Source organism: Nocardioides sp. Root1257, from assembly GCF_001425175.1.
Classification (GTDB): Bacteria; Actinomycetota; Actinomycetes; order Propionibacteriales; family Nocardioidaceae; genus Nocardioides.
The window spans coordinates 1-21891 of sequence record NZ_LMDV01000014.1 but is presented as its reverse complement, the minus strand read 5'-3'; the positions used below and the strand labels follow the sequence as shown (position 1 = coordinate 21891).

Below are 21891 nucleotides of genomic sequence, written 5' to 3'. Positions count from 1 at the left end.
GTGGGGGTGCCCATCACGGGAGGACAACACATGCGTACACGCCGCTTCATCGGCTCCCTGCTCGCCACCGCGGTGGCGGCATCGACGGTGGGGGTCGCCGTCACATCCGCTCCGGCGTCGGCCGCGACCACGGTGCAGACCCGCATCGTCTCCGGCAGCTCGGGCAAGCCGGTCATCAGCAGCTACTCCAAGTCACCGGCGTACGGCGACTCGCTCTCGATCTCCGTCAATGTCGAGGCCCTCATCGACGGCACCTGGCAGCAGATCTACAACGGCCCGGTGTCCGTCACCGAGCAGGTGACGGGCACCGCCGCACGGGCAGTCGCCTCCAGCACCTCGGCGTACGTCTACGACAGTGTCCCGGCTCATGGCCGGGCCGTCTACACCGTCTCCTACGGCGGCGGCACCGGCGGGTACCCCGAGTACACCTACGCGCCGAGCTCGGCGTCGTACTCGGTCACGAGCGTGCAGCGGAAGCTGTCGACGTCGACCCTGTCCGGCAAGCACGCCGGCTTCAAGGGCAAGATCTCGCCCGCCAAGAAGCTGAAGATCGTGGTGTTCAAGAAGCACGGCAAGAAGTTCAAGAAGTTCAAGACCCTCAAGACCAGCAAGTCGGGTCGCTTCACCGTCGTGCTGCCGGCGCCGCGTCGCGGCAAGTTCTTCTGGCGGGTCGTCTTCACCGGCGACAAGCGGTTCGCCCCCAGCGTCATCCAGGGCAACACCTACAAGCTCTGAGCAGTCGATCTCTGCGCAACCCGACGGGTCAGGCTCTCGCGTCCTCCGCGAGCAGCCTGGCCCGTTCGGCGTCCACGTCGAAGTCCGCGGCCGGCCAGCCCAGCTCCATCCCGCGCAGCGCAGCCAGCAGCAGCTGCCCGACCGCGAGGTTGCGGAACCACTTGCGATCGCTCGGTACGACGTGCCAGGGGGCGTGCTCGGTGTGGGTGCGCTCCAGCGCCGTGGTGTACGCCGCCCGGTAGGCGTCCCAGCGCGCGCGTGAGTCGAGGTCGCCGGGCTCGTACTTCCAGTACTTCTCCGGGTTGTCCAGGCGGGCGAGCAGCCGCTCGCGCTGCGTCTCCTTGCTGATGTGCAGCATGCATTTGAGGACGACCGTGCCGTCCTCCACGAGCTCGCGCTCGAACTCGTTGATCGCGTCGTAGCGGCGCTCGATCTCCTCCGGAGCCGCCAGCTCGTTGACCCGCGCGATCAGCACGTCCTCGTAGTGGGACCGGTCGAACACGCCGACGTACCCCGGCTGCGGCAGCGCCTTGCGGATCCGCCACAGGAAGTCGTGGGCCAGCTCCTCCTTCGTCGGCGCCTTGAAGGAGCTGATGCGGACGCCCTGCGGGTCGACGAGGCCGACCGTGTGCTTCAGGGTGCCGCCCTTGCCGGACGTGTCCATCCCCTGCAGCACCAGCAGCACCCGGCGGTGCGACCCCGTCGCCCGCCCCTCGGCGAACAGCCGCTCCTGGAGCTCGGCGAGCTCGGGCCCGAGCGCGGCGAGCCGGGCCTTGCCGTCCTGCTTCCCCCCGGAGAAGCCGGGGGTGGCGTCGGTGGCGATGGCGTCGAGGTCGACAGGTCCGGACGGCAGCTGCAGCGGGTCGGCGGTCATCGGCCGATCATCCCAGCACCTGCGCCACATCGAGGGAACAACCGACCACCGTGTCGACGGTGCCGTCCTCCTGGGGCTCGTCGAACCAGAGCCCGGCGACGAACCCGGCCTTGGCGAGCATCCGCAGCGACGCGGCGTTGCGGTGGTCGGGGGCGGCGAAGTACGTCGGCGCCTCCGGCAGGCGGTGCCGGGTGCGCAGCATCCACGCCCACAGCACCCGTGGCCCGAGACCGCGACCGCTCCACTCCTCGGCGAGCGCGTAGTCGACGCCGATGGCGGCCGGGTCGGGGCCGAGCAGCGCGTAGTCGGGGTAGTCGGAGATCCGGTAGTCCTGCAGGAACCCCACCGAGCGCCCGTTGACCTCCGCGACCCACATCCGCGTCGGGCTCATCCCGTCGATGCGGGGGCCGTAGCGGGCCTCGACGGTGTCCTCGGTCGGCTCACCCTCGGCCGCCCACCACCGGCGGACGTGGTCGCTCCGGCGCCAGCGCAGCAGGTCGGGCAGGTCGCCGCGCGTCATCGCCCGCACGGTCACCCGCTCGTCGTGGTCGACGACGAACTCCTTCACCTCGCCGGACAGGTCGCGCGGTGCCGGCTCGGCGTGGACGCTGGCACAGGTACGCCGGGCCGCCGCGGCCCAGGCCTCCCCCGGCCGGACCACGCCGGACAGGTCACGACCGCGGTCGTGGACGACGACCCGGACCGGCTCCTCGGTCACGGGCCCGGCTTCGCCCGCTGCACCAGGGGCGGCGCCGCCGACCACGGGAAGTCGATCCAGGCCTCCGTGTGCCGCCAGACGTACTCCGGCTTGATCACCGTCCACGGCTTCTCGTAGATCACCGCCGTGCGCGCCTCGGCCACCTGGTCGGCAACGAAGTCGCGGACCACCTCGAGCGTCTTGCCGGTGTCGGCGACGTCGTCCGCGATCAGGATCCGCAGCCCCGCCAGGTCGACGGCGGCCGGTGTGGGCGGCAGCATGATCGGCACGTCGAGGCGCTGGTCGACGCCGGTGTAGAACTCCACGTTGACGGCGGAGAGGTTCTTCACGTCCAGCGCGTAGCCCAGGCCCATGCCGAGGCCCAGACCGCCGCGCGCGATCGAGAGGATCAGGTCGGGCTCGTAGCCCGAGTCCACCACCTGCTGGGCCAGGTCACGCACCGAGGTGCCGAACATCTCGTACGTCAGGATCTCGCGCTCCGCCACGGGAGCATTGTGTCGGGTCGGACCCGCTAGTCGTCCAGTCCCTCGCGCCCGGCGTTCGCCAGCTCGTCGCGGACGACGGCGAAGGCGAGCCCCGAGCCGTAGCCCTTGCGCGCGAGCATCCCGACCAGCCGCCGGGTCGCCACGGTGTCGTCGAAGCGCGCCAGCGAGCGCAGCTTGCGGCGCACCAGCGCGCGGGCCGCGGCCTCCTCGTCGTCCGGGTCGATCTCAGCCAAGGCCTCGCGGGCGATCTCGTCGTCGACGCCCTTGCGGCGCAGCTCCTGCGCCAGCGCCCGCGTCGCCAGCCCCTTGCCCGGCTGACGCGACGCGATCCAGGCGCGGGCGAACGCCTCGTCGTCGATCAGCCCGACCTCCTCGAACCGGTCGAGGAGCCGGGTCGCGATCTCCGTCGGCACGTTCTTGGCCGCCAGCTTGTCGGCGAGCTCCTTGCGGGTCCGCGCCTGGCCGGTCAGCTGGTCGAGCAGGATCTTGCGGGCCACCGCCTCCGGGTCCGCCTCGGGGACCTGGGCTTTGGTGTCCTCCGGGGGTGGAGCCGCGGTCGGGGCGGACGCGCGCCGTGTCCACGCGTCCACCCCGACCGAGACGTCGCCGGCCCAGTCGGGTGCCGGTCGGTTCTCCTCGAGAGTCATCGGATCCCTTCCTGGTGGGTCGGAGGTTTCGAGACGGTTGCTGGCGCAACCTCCTCAACCACCGACCTCACGGTGGTTGAGGAAGGCGCCCTGGCGCCTGTCTCGAAACCACCAGCGCCTAGAAGGAGTCGACGCCGATCGGCTCGTCGGAGAGCGGGGCCTCCTGGTCGACCTGCGGGCCGACGCCGAGCTTCTCGAGGATCTTCTTCTCCAGCTCGTTGGCCAGGTCGGGGTTGTCCTTGAGGAACTTGCGGGAGTTCTCCTTGCCCTGGCCGAGCTGGTCGCCCTCGTAGGTGTACCAGGCACCGGCCTTGCGGACGAGGCCCGCCTCGACCCCGACGTCGATCAGGCCACCCTCGCGGCTGATCCCCTTGCCGTACATGATGTCGAACTCGGCCTGCTTGAACGGCGGGGCGACCTTGTTCTTGACGACCTTGACGCGGGTCCGGTTGCCGACCATGTCGGTGCCGTCCTTGAGCGTCTCGATGCGACGCACGTCGAGGCGGACCGAGGAGTAGAACTTCAGCGCGCGACCACCGGTCGTGGTCTCGGGCGAGCCGAACATCACGCCGATCTTCTCGCGCAGCTGGTTGATGAAGATCGCGGTGGTGCCGGAGTTGTTGAGGGCACCGGTCATCTTGCGCAGCGCCTGGCTCATCAGGCGGGCCTGGAGGCCGACGTGGCTGTCGCCCATCTCGCCCTCGATCTCCGCGCGCGGCACCAGGGCGGCCACCGAGTCGATGACGATCAGGTCGAGCGCGCCGGAGCGGACCAGCATGTCGGCGATCTCCAGCGCCTGCTCACCCGAGTCGGGCTGGGAGACCAGCAGGGCGTCGGTGTCGACGCCGAGGGCCTTGGCGTACTCCGGGTCCAGCGCGTGCTCGGCGTCGATGAACGCCACGATGCCGCCGGCGGCCTGGGCGTTGGCCACCGCGTGCAGGGCGACCGTCGTCTTGCCGGAGGACTCCGGACCGTAGATCTCGACCACCCGGCCGCGCGGCAGGCCACCGAGGCCCAGCGCGACGTCGAGGGCGATCGATCCGGTCGGGATGATCTCCAGCGGGGCGCGGGTCTCGTCGCCGAGGCGCATCACCGAGCCCTTGCCGAACTGACGCTCGATGTTGGCGAGTGCGGCGTCCAGCGCCTTGTCGCGGTCTCCACCAGCCATGGTGTGTGTCCTTGTCTCTCGTCGGGTGTCAGGCACGTCTGCGACGCTAGAGCGAGCCACCGACAGCGCCTGATCAGCGCTGACACCGCTGTGGAGAACCTCGTCCGCGTCGTGCCTGTGGACACAACCTAGCCCGAACACCTGTTCGACCGCCGTACGTCGCCCGGCGTGTCGCGGCGGGGGTCAGGCCGGGGGTCAGGCTGGGGAGTCAGGCCGGCAGCCGGACCAGGAACCGGCAGCCGGCGGGCACCGGCTCACCGACGTTCTCGACCCGGACGACGCCCTGGTGGGCCTCGACGATCCCCTTGACGATCGCCAGCCCGAGGCCGGCGCCGCGCGCCCAGGGCGCGCCGAGCGCGGGCTCGGGGGTCCGCGCCGTCTCCCCGCGCCAGGCCAGGTCGAAGACCCGCACCATGTCCTCCTCGGAGAGGCCGCCGCACTCGTCGCTGACGCTCAGCTCGACGGCGTCCGGGAGGGCGCGGCCGCGGATCTCGACGGCGCCGTCGGCCGGGGTGTGCCGGATCGCGTTCATGATCAGGTTGGTCATCACCCGCGACATCCCGGCCGCGTCCGCGGTGAGGACGACACCGTCGTCGACGCTGCCCCCCAGTCGCACGCTGCGGGCTCGGGCGACCGGGTCGGCCCCTGCGATCGCCTCGCTCACGAGGTCGCGCAGCATCACCGGCTCGGGGGTCATGCGCAGGACGCCGGCGTGGATCCGGGAGAGCTCGAAGAGGTCGTCGACCATCCGGACCATCCGGTCCACCTCGGCGCGGATCTGGCGGTGGTAGCGCTCGGGGTCCGCAGCCATGCCGTCCTCGAGCGCCTCCGTCATCGCGAGCATCCCGGCCAGCGGCGTGCGCAGGTCGTGGGAGACCCACGAGATCAGCTCGCGCCGCGACTCCTCCAGCCTGGCCTCGCGGAGCCGGGACTCCTCGAGCCGGTCGCTGGTGCGGGCCAGCTCCTCCGACAGCGCCTGGAGCTCGCTGGGGCCGCGGCTCACCGCGACGTACGACCCGTGCGCGTCCAGCAGGCGCGCGTCCTCGCGCAGCGCCTCGGACCAGCGTGAGATCGCGATGCCGACGGCGAAGGCCACCACGAGCGACACGACGCCGGCGACACCCGCGACCAGGGCGATGACGCCCCAGTCATGGGTGGAGATGAACATGAGGCGCGCGGCGGCGACGATGCCGAGCAGCACCGATCCGATCGAGACGACGACGATCAGGCCGAGCTGCCAGCGGATCGACAGGTGCCGCACCAGCCAGGCGCCCACCAGGCCGATGACGCCGACACCGATCGCGCACAGCGCGGCCACCGCCACGATCTGTGCCTGGTCACTCGTCATGCGGTCGCCTCCCAGCGGTAGCCAACTCCCCAGACGGTCTGGAGACGCTCCGGTCGCGTCGGGTCGCGCTCGACCTTCTCCCGGAGCCGTCGGACGTGCACCGTCACCGTCGAGTGGTCACCGATCGACCAGCCCCACACCTGGTGCAGCAGCTCCTCGCGCGAGTACGCCGTACCCGGGTGGGCGAGCAGGAAACGGAGCAGGTCGAACTCGCGCACCGTCAGCGCGAGCGCGGTGCCGTCGCGGCTCGCCACGTGGGCCGCCTCGTCGACCACCAGGTCGCCGTCGACCAGCACCTGCGGCGCCGGCGCCGAGCCGGTGCGTCGCAGCACGGAGTCGACCCGCAGCGCCAGCTCGCGCGGGCTGAACGGCTTCGTGACGTAGTCGTCGGCACCGGTCTCCAGGCCGACCACCCGGTCGGTCTCCTCCCCCAGCGCGGTCAGCATGATCACCGGTACGTCGGTGGTCGCGCGCAGCTGGCGGCACACCTCGAGGCCGTCGATGCCGGGCAGCATCAGGTCGAGCACGACCAGGTCGCAGGGGGTCTCCCGCATCGAGGCCAGCGCGGTCTCGCCGTCGGCGGCCTCGACGACCTCGTGCTCGTGGGCGCGCAGGTAGGAGACCACCACCTCACGCACGGTGTGGTCGTCGTCGACCACCAGGACGCGGGCCACGAGCACCTCCCTCTCTCCGTGAGCGTAGGACCGATGCGACCACCACGGCCACGAGGGTGAGGGCGGCGAGCACCAGCCATCCCGCCGTGTAGCTGCGGTCGAGCAGGGTCGCATTGTCGGGGCGGGCGCCGAACCGCCCCAGCACCGGTACGGCGAGCAGGGTCACGGAGCCGAGCACCACCGCGCCGACGACCGCCGGCCCCCGCGCCGCCCGTGGCAGCAGCGGGACCAGGACCGCGGCGAGCACGAGCGTCAGGAGCGCGAGGACGCCGTCGTGCAGGACGACCCCGGCCCCGAGCCAGATCGCCGCGTTCGTGAGCTGGTCGAGGTCCTGCCGGCTGAGCAGCAGCCAGGCACCGAAGGCGCCGACGACCACGCCGAGAGCGCCGAGGAGCAGCCGCACGACCCTCATGCCGACACCTCCAACCGAGCGACCCACTTGGTCTGGAGCACGCCCGGCCGGTTCGGTGCGATCAGCCGCGCCGGGTAGCCGTGGTCGAGCGCGAGGGGCTCGCCGTCGAGCGCGAGCGCGAGCAGGGTGCGGTCGTCGTCGGCGAAGTTCCCCTGCAGCACCGTGTGCTTGTAGGGCCCGGACTCCTGGAGGGACAGCACCTGCACCTCGCTGTCGGCGGGAGCGTCGACGAGGTCGAGCAGCGTGCGCACCCGCACCCCGGTCCACGTGCCGCTGGCGCTCCAGCCCTCGACGCACGCGATCGGCAGCGTCTGGGTCGTCTGCTCCATCGCGAGCAGCTCGTCGCGGGTCATCGAGACCTCCTGCTCGCCGTACGCCACGGTGAAGCGGTACGCCGCGCTGGTCGCCGCCGGGGCGACCTTCGCCGCGGCGGCCGACTTGTTGATCGGGATCCCCTGGGGGCCGTCGCCGGAGCGCACGCCGAAGACCGAGACCCTGCGCAGCAGCGGCACCGTGCTGCCGGCGGTGACGAGCACGGCCACACCCGCCGCGAGCCAGGTGGTGCGCAGCAGGCCGCGTCGCGAGAGCGATCCCGGCTCGGTCGCGCTCGGCCGGTCGTGCGTCGTGTCCTCGACGTCGGAGGTCAGGGCGCCGCGGATGATCGGCAGCTTGACCGCGATGTGCACGACGAGCGCGCCGATCGTGATCCATGCGATCGCGTAGTGCGTGGTGCGGAAGGAGAAGCTCCACGGGTACCACTGCGCCGAGTTGGCGAGGCCCGAGGCGAGCTGGAAGATCGCGCCGGCGACGAGGACGGCGATCGAGCCGCGCTCGAGCACCTCGAGCAGGAGCTTGCGCACGCCGCGCGGCGGCCGGATGAAGAGCCGCGGGTAGACCGTCCAGAGCTTGACCAGCAGCAGCGGGACGGCCGCCGTACCGGTGATGACGTGCAGGCCCTGGGTGACCCGGTATCCCCACGACGGGCTGGTCGGGAACGGGATCGGCTGCGAGACGTTCTGGGCGTAGTGGCTGATCAGCCCGGTCGCGAAGCAGATGCCGAAGCAGATGCCGAGCCAGGTGCCGACCCGTGCGGTGACGGCGGCGCTGCGGAGCCGGGAGCGGAAGTCCGACGGAGCCGGGACGGGGACCTTCACGCCGCTTCCTCGAGCACGGCGCACCAGCGTTCGCCGGACCGCAGCCGCTCGACGACGGCGAGGCCCGCCTGCGCCGCGATGTCCTCGATGTCCTCGATCCCGACGACCGACCAGCGGATGACCTGGTGCTCGGCCCCGCACTCCAGCCGGGCCCAGCCGTCGGTGTGCGGCGTGCCCGGCGCCGCCAGCTCGGCGACGACACGGCCACGGGGGTCGAGGAGCTCGCGCAGCCGCCGCAGCAGGGCTACCGGGTCGCCGCCGATCCCGACGTTGCCGTCGGCCAGCAGGGCGGTCTCCCAGCGTCCCTCGCCGGGCAGCGTGTCGAAGACGTCGCGCCGCAGGGCCGCACCGCCACGACCACGGGTCAGGCCGACGGCGCCGCTGACGACGTCGATGCCGAGCACCACCCCGCCACGCTCGGCGAGCGCGGCGGTGAGTCGGCCGGGGCCGCACCCGACGTCGAGCGTCGGGCCGGTGCAGCGCGCGAGGATCTCGTGGTCGTCGGCGTCCGCGGGCCGGTCCCACTCGTCGAGGCGCAGCCGGACGGTCGGCAGGTCGAGCGTCATGACCGAGCGTCCCGCCAGGCGCGGGCGAACTCACCGGCGGTCGCCTGGGCCGCGACCGCCTCCGCGTCCGCGACGGTGTCGACGTCGCGCAGCGTGGCCGTCACCGCCACGTCGAGGCCCTCGCGGACGAGCGCGGCCCGGGTGTCGTCGTACGTCGTGGGCGTCGACATCGGTACGTCGTGCAGCGATCGTGCCGCGGTCGGCCGGCGGAGCGCGAGGACCCACCAGCCGCCGTCCTCGGCGGGGCCGAGCACGGCGTCGTGCAGAGCGGCCGCGTCGGCGACGTCGGTCAGCAGCGCGGGTGTGACCTGCGGCGTGTCCATGCCGACCTGGACGACCGCGCCACCGGGCGGGACGTCGAGGTGGGCGTTGGCGAGTCGCTGGGCGAAGGTGCTCCCCCGCTGGCGGGCGACGGACCAGCCGTCGACCGCGCGCGTCAGCTCGTCCCCGCGGACGGCGTCGGCGAAGTCGCCCTCGATCGAGAGCAGGCAGGCGTCCGGCCCGAAGCCGGCGCGACAGGCAGCCATCGTGTCGAGCAGCGCGGCGGCCGCGATCTCGGCGGCCGACGCCATCCCGATCTCGGCACCGAGCCGGGTCTTCACCCGGCCGGCGATCGGCGCCTTCGCGACGACCAGCACCCGTGCATCCGTCATGTCAGCACCTTCCAGAAGTCGCGAGCGGCACGGACCGTGCCCCGGACCGATCCGGAGACCTTGGAGCGGGTGCCGACCGCTCGCGGTCGGTAGGAGACGTCGCGCTCGGCGAGCCGCCACCCCGCGGTCGTCGCCTTCTGCAGCAGCTCCACCGGGTAGCCGAACCGTCGGTCGCGGACGTCCAGTGCCAGGAGTTCGTCGCGACGGCAGATCCGGATGGGTGCGATGTCGTGGGCGGCCATCCCGATCCGGCGGCGCAGCCACCACACGATCAGGCCGTTGCCGAGCCGCGCGTGCCACGGCCACACGCCGCGGTCGACGGGGCGGCGGCGCCCGACGGCGAGGTCGGCGCGGCCGGAGCGCACGTCCTCGAGCATCGGGAGCAGCTCGGCGGGGTCGAACGAGTCGTCGCCGTCCATGAACGCCACGTAGTCACGGGTGGCCGCGAGCAGGCCGGCGTGCACGGCGGCGCCGTACCCGGGGGCGCTCTCGGAGACGACGGTGGCGCCCAGGCGGCGCGCGACCTCCGCCGTACCGTCGACGGAGCCGTTGTCCGCCACGATCACCGCGAACTGCGGCGGGACCGTCGGCAGGAGCAGCGTGAGCGCGGCAGCCTCGTCACGGCACGGGAGCACGAGGTCGCAGATGGGCTCCATGTCCTGAAGGTAGCCAGGACCGGGCTCGCTCAACCGCGGCAGAACTTACGAAGCGATGACGGCGCCCTGGCTAGGGTCGTGGCCATGCCGACCACCCGTGCCCGCGCGCCGTGGTGGGGTCTCTCGACCGCGGTGGTGCTCGTCGCGGTCGCGTTCGCGGTGCCGCCGCTGCTGGACTGGGAGGTCTGGGCGCGCGCGCCGCGGAGCATCGCGGCCGGAGAGCTGCCGCCGCTGCACGGCTACTGGGAGCCGAAGCTCTTCGGCGCCGGGACCCTGCCGGCGGTCGCGATCGCCCTGCTCGGGTGGCGGTACGCCGTCGACCTGGCCGAGCGGCTGTCCTGGCGTCGACTGCTCGCCGTGTCGTACGTCGTCGGTCTGGCCTGGCTGCTGGCGCTGGCGCTCGTGGACGGGACGTCCGGCATCTCGCGGGTGCTCGGCGACAAGTACGAGTACTTGCGCAGCGCCCGCGAGGTCACGAGCGTCCACACCCTGCTCTCGACGTACGTCGACCGGATCCCCTACTCCGCCCCGGACAACTGGCCGACCCATCCGGCCGGGCACCCGCCGGGCGCGCTGCTCTTCTTCGTGGGCCTGGTGAAGGTCGGCCTCGGCGGCGACCTCGCGGCCGGCCTCGTCGTCACGGTCCTCGCCGCCACGACCGCGGTGGCGGTGCTGGTGACGCTGCGAGCGCTGGGAGCCGAGGCGGTGGCACGCCGGGCGGCGCCGTTCCTGGTGCTGACCCCGGCGGCGGTCTTCATGGCGGTGTCGGCGGACGCGGTCTTCGCGGCCGTCGCCGCGTGGGGCCTGGCCTGCCTCGCGGTCGGCGCGACCGCGACCTCGCGAGCCCACCTGGTCGCGTGGTCGGCGCTGGCCGGGCTGCTGCTCGGCGCGGGCGTGATGATGTCGTACGGCCTGCCCCTGATGGGGCTGCTCGCCGTGGCGGTGCTGGTCCTGGCCCGCTCCTGGGTGCCGCTGCCGGTCGCCGCGGGGTCGGCGCTGCTGGTGGTGCTGGCGTTCGCTGCCGGCGGCTTCTCGTGGTGGTCTGCGTACCCCGTCCTCAACGACCGCTACTGGGACGGGATCGCCGCGGACCGGCCCGCGGCGTACTGGATGTGGGGCAACCTGGCGGCGCTCGTCGTCTGTGCGGGGCCGATGCTGGGCGCCGGGCTCGCGCAGGTGGTCGCGCTGGGCCGCCGCGCCGACCGGGTGGTGCTGTGGCTGGTCGGCACCGCGGCGACGGCGATCGCGCTGGCCGACCTGTCCCGGATGAGCAAGGCCGAGGTGGAGCGGATCTGGCTGCCGTTCGTCCCGTGGCTCCTGCTGTCGACGGCCCTGCTGCCGGAGCGGTGGCGGCGCGCGGGCGTGCTCGTGCAGGTCATCAGCGCGCTGCTCGTGCAGCAGCTGCTCTACACGAGCTGGTGATCACGCCCGCAGCGGCGCGGTCGCGAACTCGCGGAGCCCGTCGGCGGGGCGGATCGACGCGGCGAAGCCGAGCTCGGCGCGGGCCTTCTCGGGCGACGCCACGATGTGCCGCACGTCGCCGAGGCGGTAACCACCCGTGACCTCCGGCGCGACTCCGGACGCCGTGCCCGCGCCCACCATCTCGGCCACGCCGAGGATCGGGACCGGCTCGCCCGAGGCGACGTTGTAGGCGTCGTACCGGCCGGGCCCGGCCGCGACGACCGACGACAGCGCGGCCACGTTGGCGCGGGCGACGTCGGCGACGTGGACGAAGTCGCGCATCTGGCCGCCGTCCTCGTAGACCTGCGGCGCCTCGCCGCGCTCCAGCGAGGAGCGGAACATCGCGGCCACCCCGGAGTACGGCGTGTTCCGGGGCATGCCGGGGCCGTAGACGTTGTGGTAGCGCAGCGCGACCGCCGAGGCGTCGGCCTGGCGGACCCACGCGGAGGCGTAGTGCTCCTGCGCGACCTTGCTGGCGGCGTACGACGAGCGCGGGTCGAGCCGCGCGGTCTCGTCGACGAGCGACCAGCCGAGGACGCCGCCGCAGACCGGGCAGTGGTTCTCGAAGTCGCCACCCTCGAGGGCGGCCACGGCGCGCGGCGGCGGGGTCTGGTCGCCATGCTCGGCGCACGTGTAGCGGCCCTCGCCGTAGACGACCATCGACGACGCGAGCACCAGGCGTCGGACGCCGGCATCGTGCATCGCGGCGAGGAGCACGGCCGTGCCGAGGTCGTTGTGGCCGGCGTAGTCGGGCAGGTCGCCGACCTTCACCCCGGCCCCGACGACGGCGGCCTGGTGGCAGACCGCGTCGACCCCGTCGAACAGGTGCGTCCACTCGTCGGCGCGGCGCACGTCGAGCTGGTGGGTGCCGTCGGGAGGCGTGGCGGACCCGTGCGCCATCGGCAGCATCAGGTCGACCCGGACCACCTCGTGGCCGTCGGCCTCCAGCGCCGCGCCGATCGCCGTACCGATGAAGCCGGCGGAGCCCGTCAGGAGGACCTTCACGACGGCACGTCATAGGTCAGGTCGATGCCGTCGGCCCACGTCGAGCACGAGCAGCCGTCGGGGTCGGGCAGCGTCTCGATGGTGCGGGTGAGGATCCCGGTCAGCCGCTCGAGGTTGGCCTTGAAGAGCGCGAACACCTCCTCCTGCCCGACCCCCTGGCCGCTCTCGGCACCGGCGTCCATGTCGGTCACGAGCGCGATGGCGGTGTAGCACTGCCGCATCTCGCGGGCCAGCGCCGCCTCCGGGTGGCCGGTCATGTTGATCAGGCTCCAGCCCTGGTCGGCGTAGCTGCGCGACTCCGCGCGGGTCGAGAAGCGCGGCCCCTCGATGACGACCATCGCTCCCCCGGACGTGATGACCGGGTCGGCGGCGGTGACGGCGGCGGAGAGGCGGTCGCAGTACGGGTCGCCGAAGGGCAGGTGCACCGCACCGGTCTCGACGTACGACGGGATCCGGCGGTAGGTGCGGTCGACGAGCTGGTCGGGGACCACGATGTCGCCGGGCGCGACCTCGGGCCGCAGACCGCCGACCGCGCACGGCGCGAGCACCTGGCGCACGCCGAGGGAGCGCAGCGCCCAGAGGTTGGCGCGGTACGGGATCGCGTGCGGCGGGTAGGCGTGGTCGACGCCGTGCCGGGGCAGGAACGCCACGGAGCGGCCGGCGACCGTGCCGACAGCGATCCGGGCCGAGGGTGCGCCGTACGGCGTCTCGACGACGTGCTCGTCGTAGTCGTCCAGGAAGGCGTAGAAGCCCGTGCCGCCGATGACGGCAACGTCCGCAACAGTCATGGCCTCACCCTGTCAGCCTCGGTCAACTCCGTGGTGGCGCGGGCGCCGAAACCGGCGATGGCCACCAGGGCGACCAGGCCGATCGAGCAGATGGTGAGCGCCGGGTAGCCCCACGCGTCGACGACGAGACCCGCGAGACCACCGGCGGCGGCCGCGGTCAGCCCCATCACCAGGTCGCTCGCGCCCTGGACGTCGGTGCGTGCCTCGAGCGGGGCGTGCTGCGCGATCAGGGTTGAAGCCGAGACCGTCGCGAACGACCAGCCGAGGCCGAGCAGGAACAGGCCGGCAAAGATCTGCCAGGAGCTGCCCTCGGGAGACCGGGCGCACAGCACCATCGCCGCCAGCAGGAGGACGGCGCCGGCGACCAGGGTGACCGGCCGCCCGCAGCGGTCCGCCAGGAAGCCGACGACGGGCGAGAACGCGAACATGCCCAGCACGTGCAGGCTGATCACCAGCCCGATCACCTCGAGCTCGGCGTGCCCGTGCTCCATGTGGAGCGGGGTCATGATCATCACGCCCACCATCGCCGCGTGCGCGCAGGCCATCCCGAGCACCGCGAAGAAGAGCACCGGCCGCTCGCGGGCGGCCACGATCGCGCGCGCCCAGGCGGTGCCGGTCGGCGGCGTCTCGACCACGCCGGCGACCTCACGGGCGAGGAGCAGCGGGTCGGGCCGGAGCAGCACCCCGACCACCACGGCTGCGACCACCATGCCGATCGCCCCGAGCGCGAACGGGCCGGTCAGCTCGGGGATGCCGAGCACGTCGGCCAGCCAGCCGGCCGGGCCGGTGAGGTTGGGACCGAGCACCGCGCCGATCGTCGTGGCCCACACGACGGTCGAGAGCGCCCGACCCTTGTGGGCGTCCTCGGCGAGGTCGGTCGCGGCGTAACGCGCACTGTTGTTGGCGGCCGTCGTGGACCCGAGCAGGAGCGCGCCGACCAGCAGCAGCGCCATCGAGCCGACGACGCCGGCGAGCACGGCCAGCACCGCTCCGGTCGCGCCGAGCAGGTAGCCGGTCACCAGGCCGATCCGGCGGCCGCGGTGGGACATCAACCGCGCCAGGAGGTACGCCGCGAACGCCGTGCCGAGCACCTGCGCGGTCTGGGCGAACCCGGCCTGGCTCTCCGAGCCGGAGAGGTCACGGGCCAGCAGCGAGGCCGTCGCGATGCCGATCGTGATGCCGAGCGCGCCCACCGCCTGGACGACGACGAGCGTGCGGATCGTGTGCCGCTGGACCGCCGCCAGGTCCGTGACGTCTGCTCCGCTCACTTCTGGGAGGCCGGCAGCTCGAGGGTCCGCCACACCGCCAGCCAGACCTGCTTGGGGGCGACGCCGGCGTCGAGAGCCTCCTGGGCGGTCCGGCCGTCGAGCTCGCGCATCACGAAGCTGCTCGCCCACGAGCGGGCGTACGACGGGCCGAGCGCCTGCTCCATCCGCACCCAGAACTCGGTGTGCCTCATCGGCGCCTCGCCACCGCGTCGAGCCACGGCTCCCCGTTGCGCGCGCTGGTGGTGTGATGCACCTGGCCGACGGCCCAGCCGGCGGCCTCGAGCACCTCGCGGAGCTCGGCCTCGCGCCAGTAGACGAACCGGCGCGGCGCGGCGACGCTCCCGTGGGTCGACCAGCCGTCGCCGTCGCCCTCCTTGAGCGACACGGCCAGCACACCCCCGTCCCGGGTCGCCGCCGCCAGCCGCGACAGCAGCACCGGCAGGTCGGCCCGGTCGACGTGCAGCAGGCAGGCGCTCGCCCACACCCCGTCGTACGGCGTGCCCGGCCGCGCCGGGTCGTCGAGGTCGTCGGTGAGGGGGTCCAGCACGTCGGCCGGGTGGCCGTCGGCGCGCAGCAGGTCGACGAAGGCCGGGGTGATGTCGGTGCGGCGTACGTCGAGCCCGGCGCTCTCGAGGAGGGCAGCGTCGCGTCCGGGACCGCTGCCGACCTCGAGCACCCGGCCACGCGGACCGACCGCCTCGGCGAACGCCAGCGCCTGCTCACGCAGCAGGTCGTCGACGACGGGCGCGTTGGCGCGGTAGGCCGCCGCGTGCGCGTCGTACGCCTCGACGGTCGCCCGCACCGTCGCAGCGCGGACGTCCCAGGCGTGGTGGACGATGTCGTGGAGGTGGTAGAGCCCGATGCTCTCGACGGTGAACTCGCTGCCGTTGCTGCGGAACCCGCGCCGGCCCCACGCGCCGGGCGGCACGGACTCGTAGCGCTCCGCGGCGGACTCGGCCGCGTCGAGGAGCTCGACGGCGACCGTCGCCGGGTCCTGCTCGGCGTACCGCTCGGCGACGGCGGTCTCGTCCTGGTCCCAGTTGGCGAAGGTCGGCTCGTCCTGGTCGAGCATCAGCCCGACCCGGAGGTCGAAGATCCGGTGGACGTCGCGGACGTGGCAGGCGTACTCCAGCGGCGACCACGTCGTCGGCTCCGGACGCGTGCCCGCATCGTCGAGCGTCAGGACCGCCTCCCAGGTGGTGGCGTTGTCGCGGATCACACCCGGGATCCGGTCGACGGTGAGCACGGACGCCTCGAACCCGCACTCCGGGCACGGCTGGTCGAGGACCCAGGTCCAGTCCTTGATGTCGGGCTCGATCGTCATGTCGCCCATCCTTCCAGCCGGGTCCGACGGCCCGCGCGCGAGTTCCGGCCACGGTCCGCGAAGATGGCGCCATGGTTGTCGTACGCCGCGCCACCGAGGCCGACCTGCCCGCGATCGCCGCGATCTACGACGTCGAGGTGCTGCACGGCATCTCGACGTTCGCGACCGAGCCGTCGACGCTCGACTACTGGCGCGAGCGTCTCGACTCGACCCACCCGGGCGACCACGTGCTCGTGGCCACCGACGCCGACGAGGTCATCGGCTACGCGTACTCCGGCAGCTACCGGCCGCGGGCCGCCTACGCCCACACCCGCGAGACCTCGGTCTACCTCGCTGCGACCGCCCGGGGCCGCGGGGTCGGTCGCCTCCTGTACGACGAGCTGCTCGGCCTGATGCGCTCCGACGGCGTACGCCTCGTCGTCGCGGTGATCGCCCTCCCCAACGGCGGAAGCCAGGGCCTGCACCGGGCGTGCGGCTTCGAGCGCGCCGGGGTGCTGCACGACGTCGGGCGCAAGTTCGAGCGCTGGATCGACACGGAGCTGTGGGAGCTGCGGCTCAGCGCCGAGGTCAGCGCAGGTCCGTGAGGAACGCGTCCACGTCCTCGATGCTCAGGGTGAGCTCGCGCAGCCGGACCGGTACGCCGAGCACCCGTCCCTCGGCAGCCGGCTCGACGGTGATGCGCACGAGCGGACCGGAGGCGGTGTTGACGAGCCAGCGTCCGCGCCAGCCGTGCGCGCCGATGCTGAGCCGGCGCCACGGGACCGCGGCCACGGCGGCGATCGACGCACGCGGGACCGTGGCGCGGAACGACCAGCCGAGCGCGACCACCAAGGAGCTCGCGGTCACCTCGACGCGCGGCCAGAGCAGCAGCATGGCGAAGAGCGCGCGCAGCAACGGGTTGCCGTGCGGCATCGGGTGGCGGCTCACGTGAGCAGCAGCTTGTCGAGGCGCTTGCCGACGATCCGCAGGCCGATGACGCCCATCGCGACCAGGTAGACCACCGAGACGGCCGAGCCCCACGAGAGGGCGCCGGTGGTGAGCTCGCGACACAGCACGACGCCACGGTAGAGGGGCGTCAGCTCGACGACCCAGCGCACCACGGTCGGGTAGGCCTCGACCGGGAAGAACGTCGCCGAGAAGAGGAACATCGGGATGGTCGCCAGGGTGACCCACTCGAAGTCCTGCCACGAGCGCATCCAGGTGGTCAGGGCCATGCAGACTCCGCCGAACGCCAACCCGATCAGCAGCGCCGCCGGGACGACCAGCAGCGCCCACCAGGACGACACCAGGTCCATGGCGACCATCACGAGCAGGAAGCCGGCGGAGTAGATGCCGCCGCGCAGCAGCGACCAGGTCAGCTCGCCGCGGGCGATGTCCATCGTCGTCAGCGGCGTCGCCAGCATCTGGTCGAAGAGCTTGTTGTACTTCAGCTTGAAGAAGAAGTTGAAGGTGCTGTCGAGCAGCGAGCCGTTCATCGCCGACGCCGCGAGCATCCCCGGCGCGACGAACTCGGCGTACGGGATGTCCCGCCCGTTGAACTCGAAGCCGGTGACCAGCTGGCCGACACCGACGCCGATCGAGAAGAGGTAGAAGACCGGCTCGAGGAACCCGCTGGCGAAGATGTACCAGGCGCGCCGGTAGGCGAGGTAGTTGCGGTAGACGAGCAGGCCGGTGGCCTCGCTCGCGGAGAGCGGGCGGGCGGCCGAGCGGCCGACGGCGCTGACGGTGAGGGACATCAGCCGACCATCCGCCTCGTCAGCCGGCGGACCGCCCAGAACCAGCCGAGCACCGCGAGCACGACCAGGTAGGCGACGTGCACCAGCGCGGTGCTGCCGTCGAGGGTGTCCAGGGTGAGCATCCGGGTCAGGTCGACGCCGTGCCACAGCGGCGTCGCCTTCGCGAGCGCCGCCATCCAGGGATCGAGGTTGTCGATCGGGAAGAACGCGCCGGAGAAGAGGAAGAGCGGGATCATGCCGAGCCGGAAGACGAGCGCGAACGGGCTCTCGTCCTTGAGGCCCGCCGAGAAGGCATAGATCGGCGTGGCGAACGCCAGCCCGAGGAGGAACTGGACCAGGTAGGCGAGGACCGCTCCCCACACCGTCGCGAAGACGCCGAACGGCGCCATCACCAGGGTGAAGACGCCGCAGGTGAGGCCGACCCGGAACATCACGAAGCCCAGGTGGCCGAGGATCACCTCGCTCACGGTCAGTGGCGAGGCCGTCATCCCGAAGTAGGTCTTGTGCCACTTGATCATGCCCATCACCGGGTACGTGACCTCGCCGAAGACGGTCTGCATCGACTGGGCGGCGAGCAGGCCGGGCGCGATGAAGACGAGGTACGACGACGCGCCCTCGAGCTGCGCCGGGTCGCCCTCGACGTAGTCGCCGAGCAGTACGCCCATGGCCAGCACGTAGAAGAGCGGCGTGATGAAGGACGAGATCGCCGAGCCCTTCCAGGTGCGCTTGTAGACGATCACCCAGTAGTCGACGAGCCGGGCGGCGCCGGCGAACGCGTTGGTGGGGACGCTGCTGTCCGTGGCCATCAGTCGACCAGCGTCCGGCCGGTGAGGCGGAGGAAGACGTCCTCCAGGGTGGCGCGGCGTACCAGTGTCGCGACCGGCTCCAGGCCACGCTCGTGCACCTTGGCGACCGTCTCCTCGCCGTCGGCGGTGTAGAGCAGCAGCCGGTCGGGCAGCACCTCGACCCGGTCGGCGAGGTCGGCGACCTTGTCGGCCGCGGCCTCGTTGTCACCGACGCCGAACCGCAGCTCGGCGACCTCGCGCGTGGAGTGCTCGGCGATCAGGCTCATCGGCGACCCCTCGGCGACGATCAGCCCCTTGTCCATGACGACCAGGCGGTCGGTGAGCTGCTCGGCCTCGTCCATGTAGTGCGTGGTCAGCACCAGCGTGACGCCCTGCTGCTTGAGGCGGAAGAGCCGGTCCCAGACGACGTGCCGCGCCTGCGGGTCGAGCCCGGTGGTCGGCTCGTCGAGGAGCAGGATCTCCGGGCGGTTGATCAGGCTGCGCGCGATCGTCAGGCGCCGCTTCATGCCGCCGGAGAGGTCCTCGACCATCGAGTCGGCCTTCTCCGTCAGCTGCACGAACTCCAGAAGCTCGTCGACCCGCTCGCGGACCTCCTTGCGCGGCAGCCCGAAGTAGCGGCCGTAGACGAAGAGGTTGTCGCGCACCGTGATCTCGAGGTCGAGGGTGTCCTCCTGCGGGCACACCCCGATGCGCGATCGGATCTGCGGCCCGTCCTCGGCGGGGTCCATCCCGAGGATGCGCAGCGTCCCACCGCTGACCGGCGACACCGCCGCCACCATCCGCATGGTGCTCGACTTGCCGGCACCGTTGGGTCCGAGGAACCCGAACGCCTCGCCACGGCGTACGTCGACGTCGATCCCCTTGACCGCCTCGAACGAGCCGAACGACTTGCGCAGGCCCTGGGCCAGGATCATGGAGTCCGAGGTCGTCACGATCGACGACCCTACAAAGGTCCGCCGACATCGCTCACCTGGATATCGGTGGGACTGGCGCCGTTTTGGGCGGCTCCGGCTCCACGGTTGGTGACCAAACCGCAGATTCTGCGGCCGAGATCTGCGCTTGGTGACCAAACGTCGTGCCCTACGCTGCCGACGTGACGACACCGGCACCTCGCCAGCACGCCCGCTCCGGCTCCCCGTTCGAGGCCTCCATCGGCTTCAGCCGCGCCGTGCGCGTGGGCACCACGGTCGCCGTGAGCGGCACGGCGCCGGTCTGGCCCGACGGCACGGTCGACCCCGATCCGGCGGTCCAGGCGCGTCGCTGCTGGGAGATCATGCTGACCGCGCTGGAGGAGCTCGGCGGCACGGTGGCCGACGTCATCCGCACCCGGCAGTACGTCGTGGACGCGGCCGACGGCGACGCGGTCGGTGCCGTGCACGGCGAGGTCTTCGGCGAGGTCCGCCCGGCCAGCACGATGGTCGTCGTCAAGGAGCTGCTCGACCCGCGCTGGAAGGTCGAGATGGAGCTCGACGCCGTCCTCGGCTGATCGGTGGGCACCACCGCACTCGTCCTCACCCTGCTCGCCGCCGTCGTCCACGCCGGCTGGAACCAGCTGCTCGCCGGCTCCCGCGACCCGCAGGCCCGGGTCGGTGTCGCCATGCTGGTCGGCGCCGTCGCCACCGCGCCGATCGCCCTCGTCGGCTTGCGCTGGGACACGAGCGTGTGGCCGTACGTCGGCGCGTCCGTCGCGTTCGAGCTCGCGTACGTCGTGCTGCTCGCGGCGGCGTACCACGTCGCGCCGATGTCCACCGTCTACCCGGTCGCCCGCGGCAGCGCTCCGGTGCTCGTCCTGGTCGTCGGCGTCGTCCTGGGGGTGCAGGTCGGGTGGCTGGCCGCCCTCGGGGCCGCGCTGGTCGTCGCCGGTATCTTCCTCGTCCGCACCCCGTCGCACGCGTCCACGCGGGGAGTGCTGATGGCGCTCGGGGTCGGCGCCTGCATCGCCGGCTACACCCTGGTCGACGCCCACGGTGTCGACCACGCCAGCGTCGCGGCGTACCTCCTGGTCGTCCTCGGCCTCACCGCCGTCGCCCAGGTCGCGCTCGCGGCACGCGGCCGCGGCGTCGGGGACCTGACGAGGGCGGCGTTCGCGCGCGACGAGTGGTGGCGCACCGTCCTCGCCGGGCTCGGCTTCTTCCTGGCCTACGGCCTGGTGCTGCTCGCGCTGCGTACGGCGCAGGCCGGTCCGGTCGCCGCCGTTCGCGAGACCAGCGTCGTGATCGCGGTCCTGATGCTGACCGCCACCGGCCAGGAGCCGCTCCGGGCCCGGACGCTCGTCGGCGCCGCCGTCGTCACCGCCGGGGTCGCCCTCATCGTCCTGTGACGACCTCGGCCACCACACGGCCGAGCTCCTCGCCGGCGTCCTCCTGGAGGAAGTGGCCGGCACCCGCGATCGTGACGTGCTCCCTCCCCCGCGCGCCCGGCACCCGCTCCTGGAACACCGCGTCCCAGCCGCGCGTCGCCGGGTCGCCATCCGAGTACGCCGTCACGAACGGCCGGTCGAACTCCTCGAGCGCGCGCATCGTCCGCCGCCCGATCCGGGCGCCGACGTCGTTGCGGGTCAGCGGCAGCAGCGCGATCATCTGCCGCAGGCCGGCGGTGTACGACGGGTCCGGGTACGGCGCGTCGTACGCCGCCAGCACGTCCGCGGCGGGCGGCGTGGTCGTCGCAGCTCCGACGAAGTCGCTCGGGCGCAGCACCGGTGCGCGCTGGGTGTAGAGCAGGTAGTCGACCAGCGCCTCCTCGATCACCACCCGCGACTCCCCCACCCCGTGGACGGCCCAGTCGAGCCGGCCCGCCAGGTCAGGATCGGCGGTGTGCAGGATCGTGTTCGCAGCGACGACGCGCGCGAACCGGTCCGGCTCCGCGGCCAGCACGCTGAACCCGATCGGCCCGCCCCAGTCCTGCGCGACCAGCGTGATGTCGCGCAGGTCGAGCTGCGTGACGAGGCTCCGGGTCCACTCGATGTGCCGCGCGAACGTGTAGTCGGTCGCCACCGCCGGCTTGTCCGAGCGGCCGTACCCGATGTTGTCCGGCGCGACCACCCGGATCCCCGCCGCCACCAGCACCGGCACGACGTGGCGGTAGAGGTAGGACCACGTCGGCTGACCGTGCAGCAGCAGGGCCACCGGCCCGTCCGCCGGCCGCTCGTCCAGGTGGTGCATCCGGAGCCGCGGCATGCCCTCGGCCTCGACCTCCACGTAGTGCGGCTCGAAGTCGTAGCCCGGCAGGCCGACGAACCGCTCGTCCGGAGTCCGCAGCACGTCGCTCACGCGCGTCAGTGTGGCGCAACCGCGGCGATCTGATCGACCGCTAGCTGTGATGCCCAGGCACGTTGTGCGATTGGGTACGGCGTAGCTGTAGATGGGTGAAGGCCTCCCGGTGTGGAGTGGAGCTGTCTAGGAACCGCTCCGCCA

27 protein-coding genes are annotated in these 21891 nt (G+C 72.5%); 5 read left to right on the top strand and 22 right to left on the bottom strand.

The annotated features are described in order from the left end of the window. Positions 1 to 30 precede the first annotated feature (30 nt). Positions 31 to 735: a hypothetical protein gene (locus ASC77_RS24145; RefSeq protein ID WP_056159270.1), complete on the top strand. Its 705-nt coding sequence runs from the start codon at positions 31 to 33 to the stop codon at positions 733 to 735. A gap of 28 nt (positions 736 to 763) precedes the next feature. Here ASC77_RS24145 and ASC77_RS24140 read toward each other — a convergent pair whose 3' ends face one another. From ASC77_RS24140 to ASC77_RS24085, 12 genes are all read right to left on the bottom strand, one after another. Next, positions 764 to 1609, bottom strand: a complete 846-nt coding sequence (locus ASC77_RS24140) for a polyphosphate kinase 2 family protein (RefSeq protein WP_082575296.1) — start codon at positions 1607 to 1609, stop codon at positions 764 to 766. A 7-nt stretch (positions 1610 to 1616) separates the two neighbouring features. Then, positions 1617 to 2327: a GNAT family N-acetyltransferase gene (locus ASC77_RS24135; RefSeq protein ID WP_056159710.1), complete on the bottom strand. Its 711-nt coding sequence runs from the start codon at positions 2325 to 2327 to the stop codon at positions 1617 to 1619. Next, positions 2324 to 2782 carry a phosphoribosyltransferase gene (locus ASC77_RS24130; protein WP_056159707.1) on the bottom strand — a complete coding sequence of 153 codons (459 nt, stop codon included), beginning with the start codon at positions 2780 to 2782 and terminating at the stop codon, positions 2324 to 2326. Before ASC77_RS24130 ends, ASC77_RS24135 begins: the two co-directional genes overlap by 4 nt. Positions 2783 to 2838: 56 nt before the next feature. Further along, complete coding sequence (locus ASC77_RS24125) at positions 2839 to 3459, bottom strand: regulatory protein RecX (RefSeq protein WP_056159264.1); 621 nt, start codon at positions 3457 to 3459, stop codon at positions 2839 to 2841. A gap of 118 nt (positions 3460 to 3577) precedes the next feature. After that, positions 3578 to 4627 (bottom strand): recombinase RecA, encoded by a 1050-nt coding sequence (gene recA, locus ASC77_RS24120; protein ID WP_056159259.1) that lies wholly within the window; start codon positions 4625 to 4627, stop codon positions 3578 to 3580. Between the two features lie 208 nt (positions 4628 to 4835). After that, entirely contained in the window at positions 4836 to 5975 is a 1140-nt protein-coding gene (locus ASC77_RS24115) for a sensor histidine kinase (RefSeq protein ID WP_056159256.1), read from the bottom strand. Beyond that, positions 5972 to 6649 (bottom strand): response regulator transcription factor, encoded by a 678-nt coding sequence (locus ASC77_RS24110; RefSeq protein ID WP_056159703.1) that lies wholly within the window; start codon positions 6647 to 6649, stop codon positions 5972 to 5974. Before ASC77_RS24110 ends, ASC77_RS24115 begins: the two co-directional genes overlap by 4 nt. After that, a complete protein-coding gene (locus ASC77_RS27660; RefSeq protein ID WP_056159253.1) occupies positions 6606 to 7061 on the bottom strand; it encodes a hypothetical protein in 456 nt (151 codons plus the stop codon). Before ASC77_RS27660 ends, ASC77_RS24110 begins: the two co-directional genes overlap by 44 nt. Beyond that, positions 7058 to 8215, bottom strand: a complete 1158-nt coding sequence (locus tag ASC77_RS24100; protein ID WP_056159251.1) for a molybdopterin-dependent oxidoreductase — start codon at positions 8213 to 8215, stop codon at positions 7058 to 7060. The genes ASC77_RS27660 and ASC77_RS24100 overlap by 4 nt, the downstream gene beginning before the upstream one ends. Further along, positions 8212 to 8781: a methyltransferase domain-containing protein gene (locus ASC77_RS24095; RefSeq protein ID WP_056159248.1), complete on the bottom strand. Its 570-nt coding sequence runs from the start codon at positions 8779 to 8781 to the stop codon at positions 8212 to 8214. Before ASC77_RS24095 ends, ASC77_RS24100 begins: the two co-directional genes overlap by 4 nt. After that, a complete protein-coding gene (locus ASC77_RS24090) occupies positions 8778 to 9434 on the bottom strand; it encodes a DUF2064 domain-containing protein (RefSeq protein WP_056159245.1) in 657 nt (218 codons plus the stop codon). The genes ASC77_RS24095 and ASC77_RS24090 overlap by 4 nt, the downstream gene beginning before the upstream one ends. Continuing rightward, entirely contained in the window at positions 9431 to 10090 is a 660-nt protein-coding gene (locus tag ASC77_RS24085) for a glycosyltransferase family 2 protein (RefSeq protein WP_200945131.1), read from the bottom strand. The genes ASC77_RS24090 and ASC77_RS24085 overlap by 4 nt, the downstream gene beginning before the upstream one ends. 84 nt (positions 10091 to 10174) lie before the next feature. Here ASC77_RS24085 and ASC77_RS24080 point away from each other — a divergent pair, with 84 nt between their 5' ends. Beyond that, the gene (locus tag ASC77_RS24080) at positions 10175 to 11512 is read left to right on the top strand and encodes a hypothetical protein (protein ID WP_056159240.1); all 1338 of its coding nucleotides are present in this window, start codon (positions 10175 to 10177) and stop codon (positions 11510 to 11512) included. Here the strand turns inward: ASC77_RS24080 and ASC77_RS24075 are convergent, their stop codons facing one another. Genes ASC77_RS24075 through ASC77_RS24055 form a run of 5 tightly spaced genes read right to left on the bottom strand, consistent with a single transcriptional unit; the run spans position 11513 to position 15936 of the window. Continuing rightward, positions 11513 to 12556 (bottom strand): NAD-dependent epimerase/dehydratase family protein, encoded by a 1044-nt coding sequence (locus ASC77_RS24075; RefSeq protein ID WP_056159237.1) that lies wholly within the window; start codon positions 12554 to 12556, stop codon positions 11513 to 11515. Continuing rightward, entirely contained in the window at positions 12553 to 13344 is a 792-nt protein-coding gene (locus tag ASC77_RS24070) for an S-methyl-5'-thioadenosine phosphorylase (protein WP_056159234.1), read from the bottom strand. The genes ASC77_RS24075 and ASC77_RS24070 overlap by 4 nt, the downstream gene beginning before the upstream one ends. Beyond that, the gene (locus ASC77_RS24065) at positions 13341 to 14612 is read right to left on the bottom strand and encodes an MFS transporter (protein ID WP_056159231.1); all 1272 of its coding nucleotides are present in this window, start codon (positions 14610 to 14612) and stop codon (positions 13341 to 13343) included. Before ASC77_RS24065 ends, ASC77_RS24070 begins: the two co-directional genes overlap by 4 nt. After that, on the bottom strand, positions 14609 to 14803 hold the full coding sequence (locus tag ASC77_RS24060; RefSeq protein WP_056159698.1) for a DUF3046 domain-containing protein: 195 nt from the start codon (positions 14801 to 14803) through the stop codon (positions 14609 to 14611). The genes ASC77_RS24065 and ASC77_RS24060 overlap by 4 nt, the downstream gene beginning before the upstream one ends. Beyond that, on the bottom strand, positions 14800 to 15936 hold the full coding sequence (locus tag ASC77_RS24055; RefSeq protein ID WP_082575295.1) for a methyltransferase domain-containing protein: 1137 nt from the start codon (positions 15934 to 15936) through the stop codon (positions 14800 to 14802). Before ASC77_RS24055 ends, ASC77_RS24060 begins: the two co-directional genes overlap by 4 nt. Positions 15937 to 16007: 71 nt before the next feature. Here ASC77_RS24055 and ASC77_RS24050 point away from each other — a divergent pair, with 71 nt between their 5' ends. Further along, positions 16008 to 16520, top strand: coding sequence for a GNAT family N-acetyltransferase (locus ASC77_RS24050; RefSeq protein WP_056159225.1), 513 nt, complete (start codon positions 16008 to 16010; stop codon positions 16518 to 16520). Here the strand turns inward: ASC77_RS24050 and ASC77_RS24045 are convergent. Genes ASC77_RS24045 through ASC77_RS24030 form a run of 4 tightly spaced genes read right to left on the bottom strand, consistent with a single transcriptional unit; the run spans position 16504 to position 19392 of the window. Then, positions 16504 to 16863, bottom strand: coding sequence for a hypothetical protein (locus ASC77_RS24045; RefSeq protein WP_056159222.1), 360 nt, complete (start codon positions 16861 to 16863; stop codon positions 16504 to 16506). The genes ASC77_RS24050 and ASC77_RS24045 overlap by 17 nt on opposite strands. Further along, positions 16860 to 17672, bottom strand: a complete 813-nt coding sequence (locus ASC77_RS24040) for an ABC transporter permease (RefSeq protein ID WP_082575294.1) — start codon at positions 17670 to 17672, stop codon at positions 16860 to 16862. The genes ASC77_RS24045 and ASC77_RS24040 overlap by 4 nt, the downstream gene beginning before the upstream one ends. Then, positions 17672 to 18478 carry an ABC transporter permease gene (locus ASC77_RS24035; RefSeq protein WP_056159219.1) on the bottom strand — a complete coding sequence of 269 codons (807 nt, stop codon included), beginning with the start codon at positions 18476 to 18478 and terminating at the stop codon, positions 17672 to 17674. The genes ASC77_RS24040 and ASC77_RS24035 overlap by 1 nt, the downstream gene beginning before the upstream one ends. Next, positions 18478 to 19392, bottom strand: coding sequence for an ABC transporter ATP-binding protein (locus ASC77_RS24030; protein WP_056159692.1), 915 nt, complete (start codon positions 19390 to 19392; stop codon positions 18478 to 18480). The genes ASC77_RS24035 and ASC77_RS24030 overlap by 1 nt, the downstream gene beginning before the upstream one ends. Positions 19393 to 19571: 179 nt before the next feature. Here ASC77_RS24030 and ASC77_RS24025 point away from each other — a divergent pair, with 179 nt between their 5' ends. Both ASC77_RS24025 and ASC77_RS24020 read left to right on the top strand, forming a co-directional pair. After that, the gene (locus ASC77_RS24025; protein ID WP_056159689.1) at positions 19572 to 19964 is read left to right on the top strand and encodes a RidA family protein; all 393 of its coding nucleotides are present in this window, start codon (positions 19572 to 19574) and stop codon (positions 19962 to 19964) included. Positions 19965 to 19967: 3 nt separating this feature from the next. After that, positions 19968 to 20798 carry an EamA family transporter gene (locus tag ASC77_RS24020; protein ID WP_056159217.1) on the top strand — a complete coding sequence of 277 codons (831 nt, stop codon included), beginning with the start codon at positions 19968 to 19970 and terminating at the stop codon, positions 20796 to 20798. Here ASC77_RS24020 and ASC77_RS24015 read toward each other — a convergent pair. Continuing rightward, the gene (locus ASC77_RS24015) at positions 20785 to 21747 is read right to left on the bottom strand and encodes a haloalkane dehalogenase (protein WP_082575293.1); all 963 of its coding nucleotides are present in this window, start codon (positions 21745 to 21747) and stop codon (positions 20785 to 20787) included. The two genes, ASC77_RS24020 and ASC77_RS24015, sit on opposite strands and share 14 nt — an antisense overlap. Between the last annotated feature and the right edge of the window lie 144 nt (positions 21748 to 21891).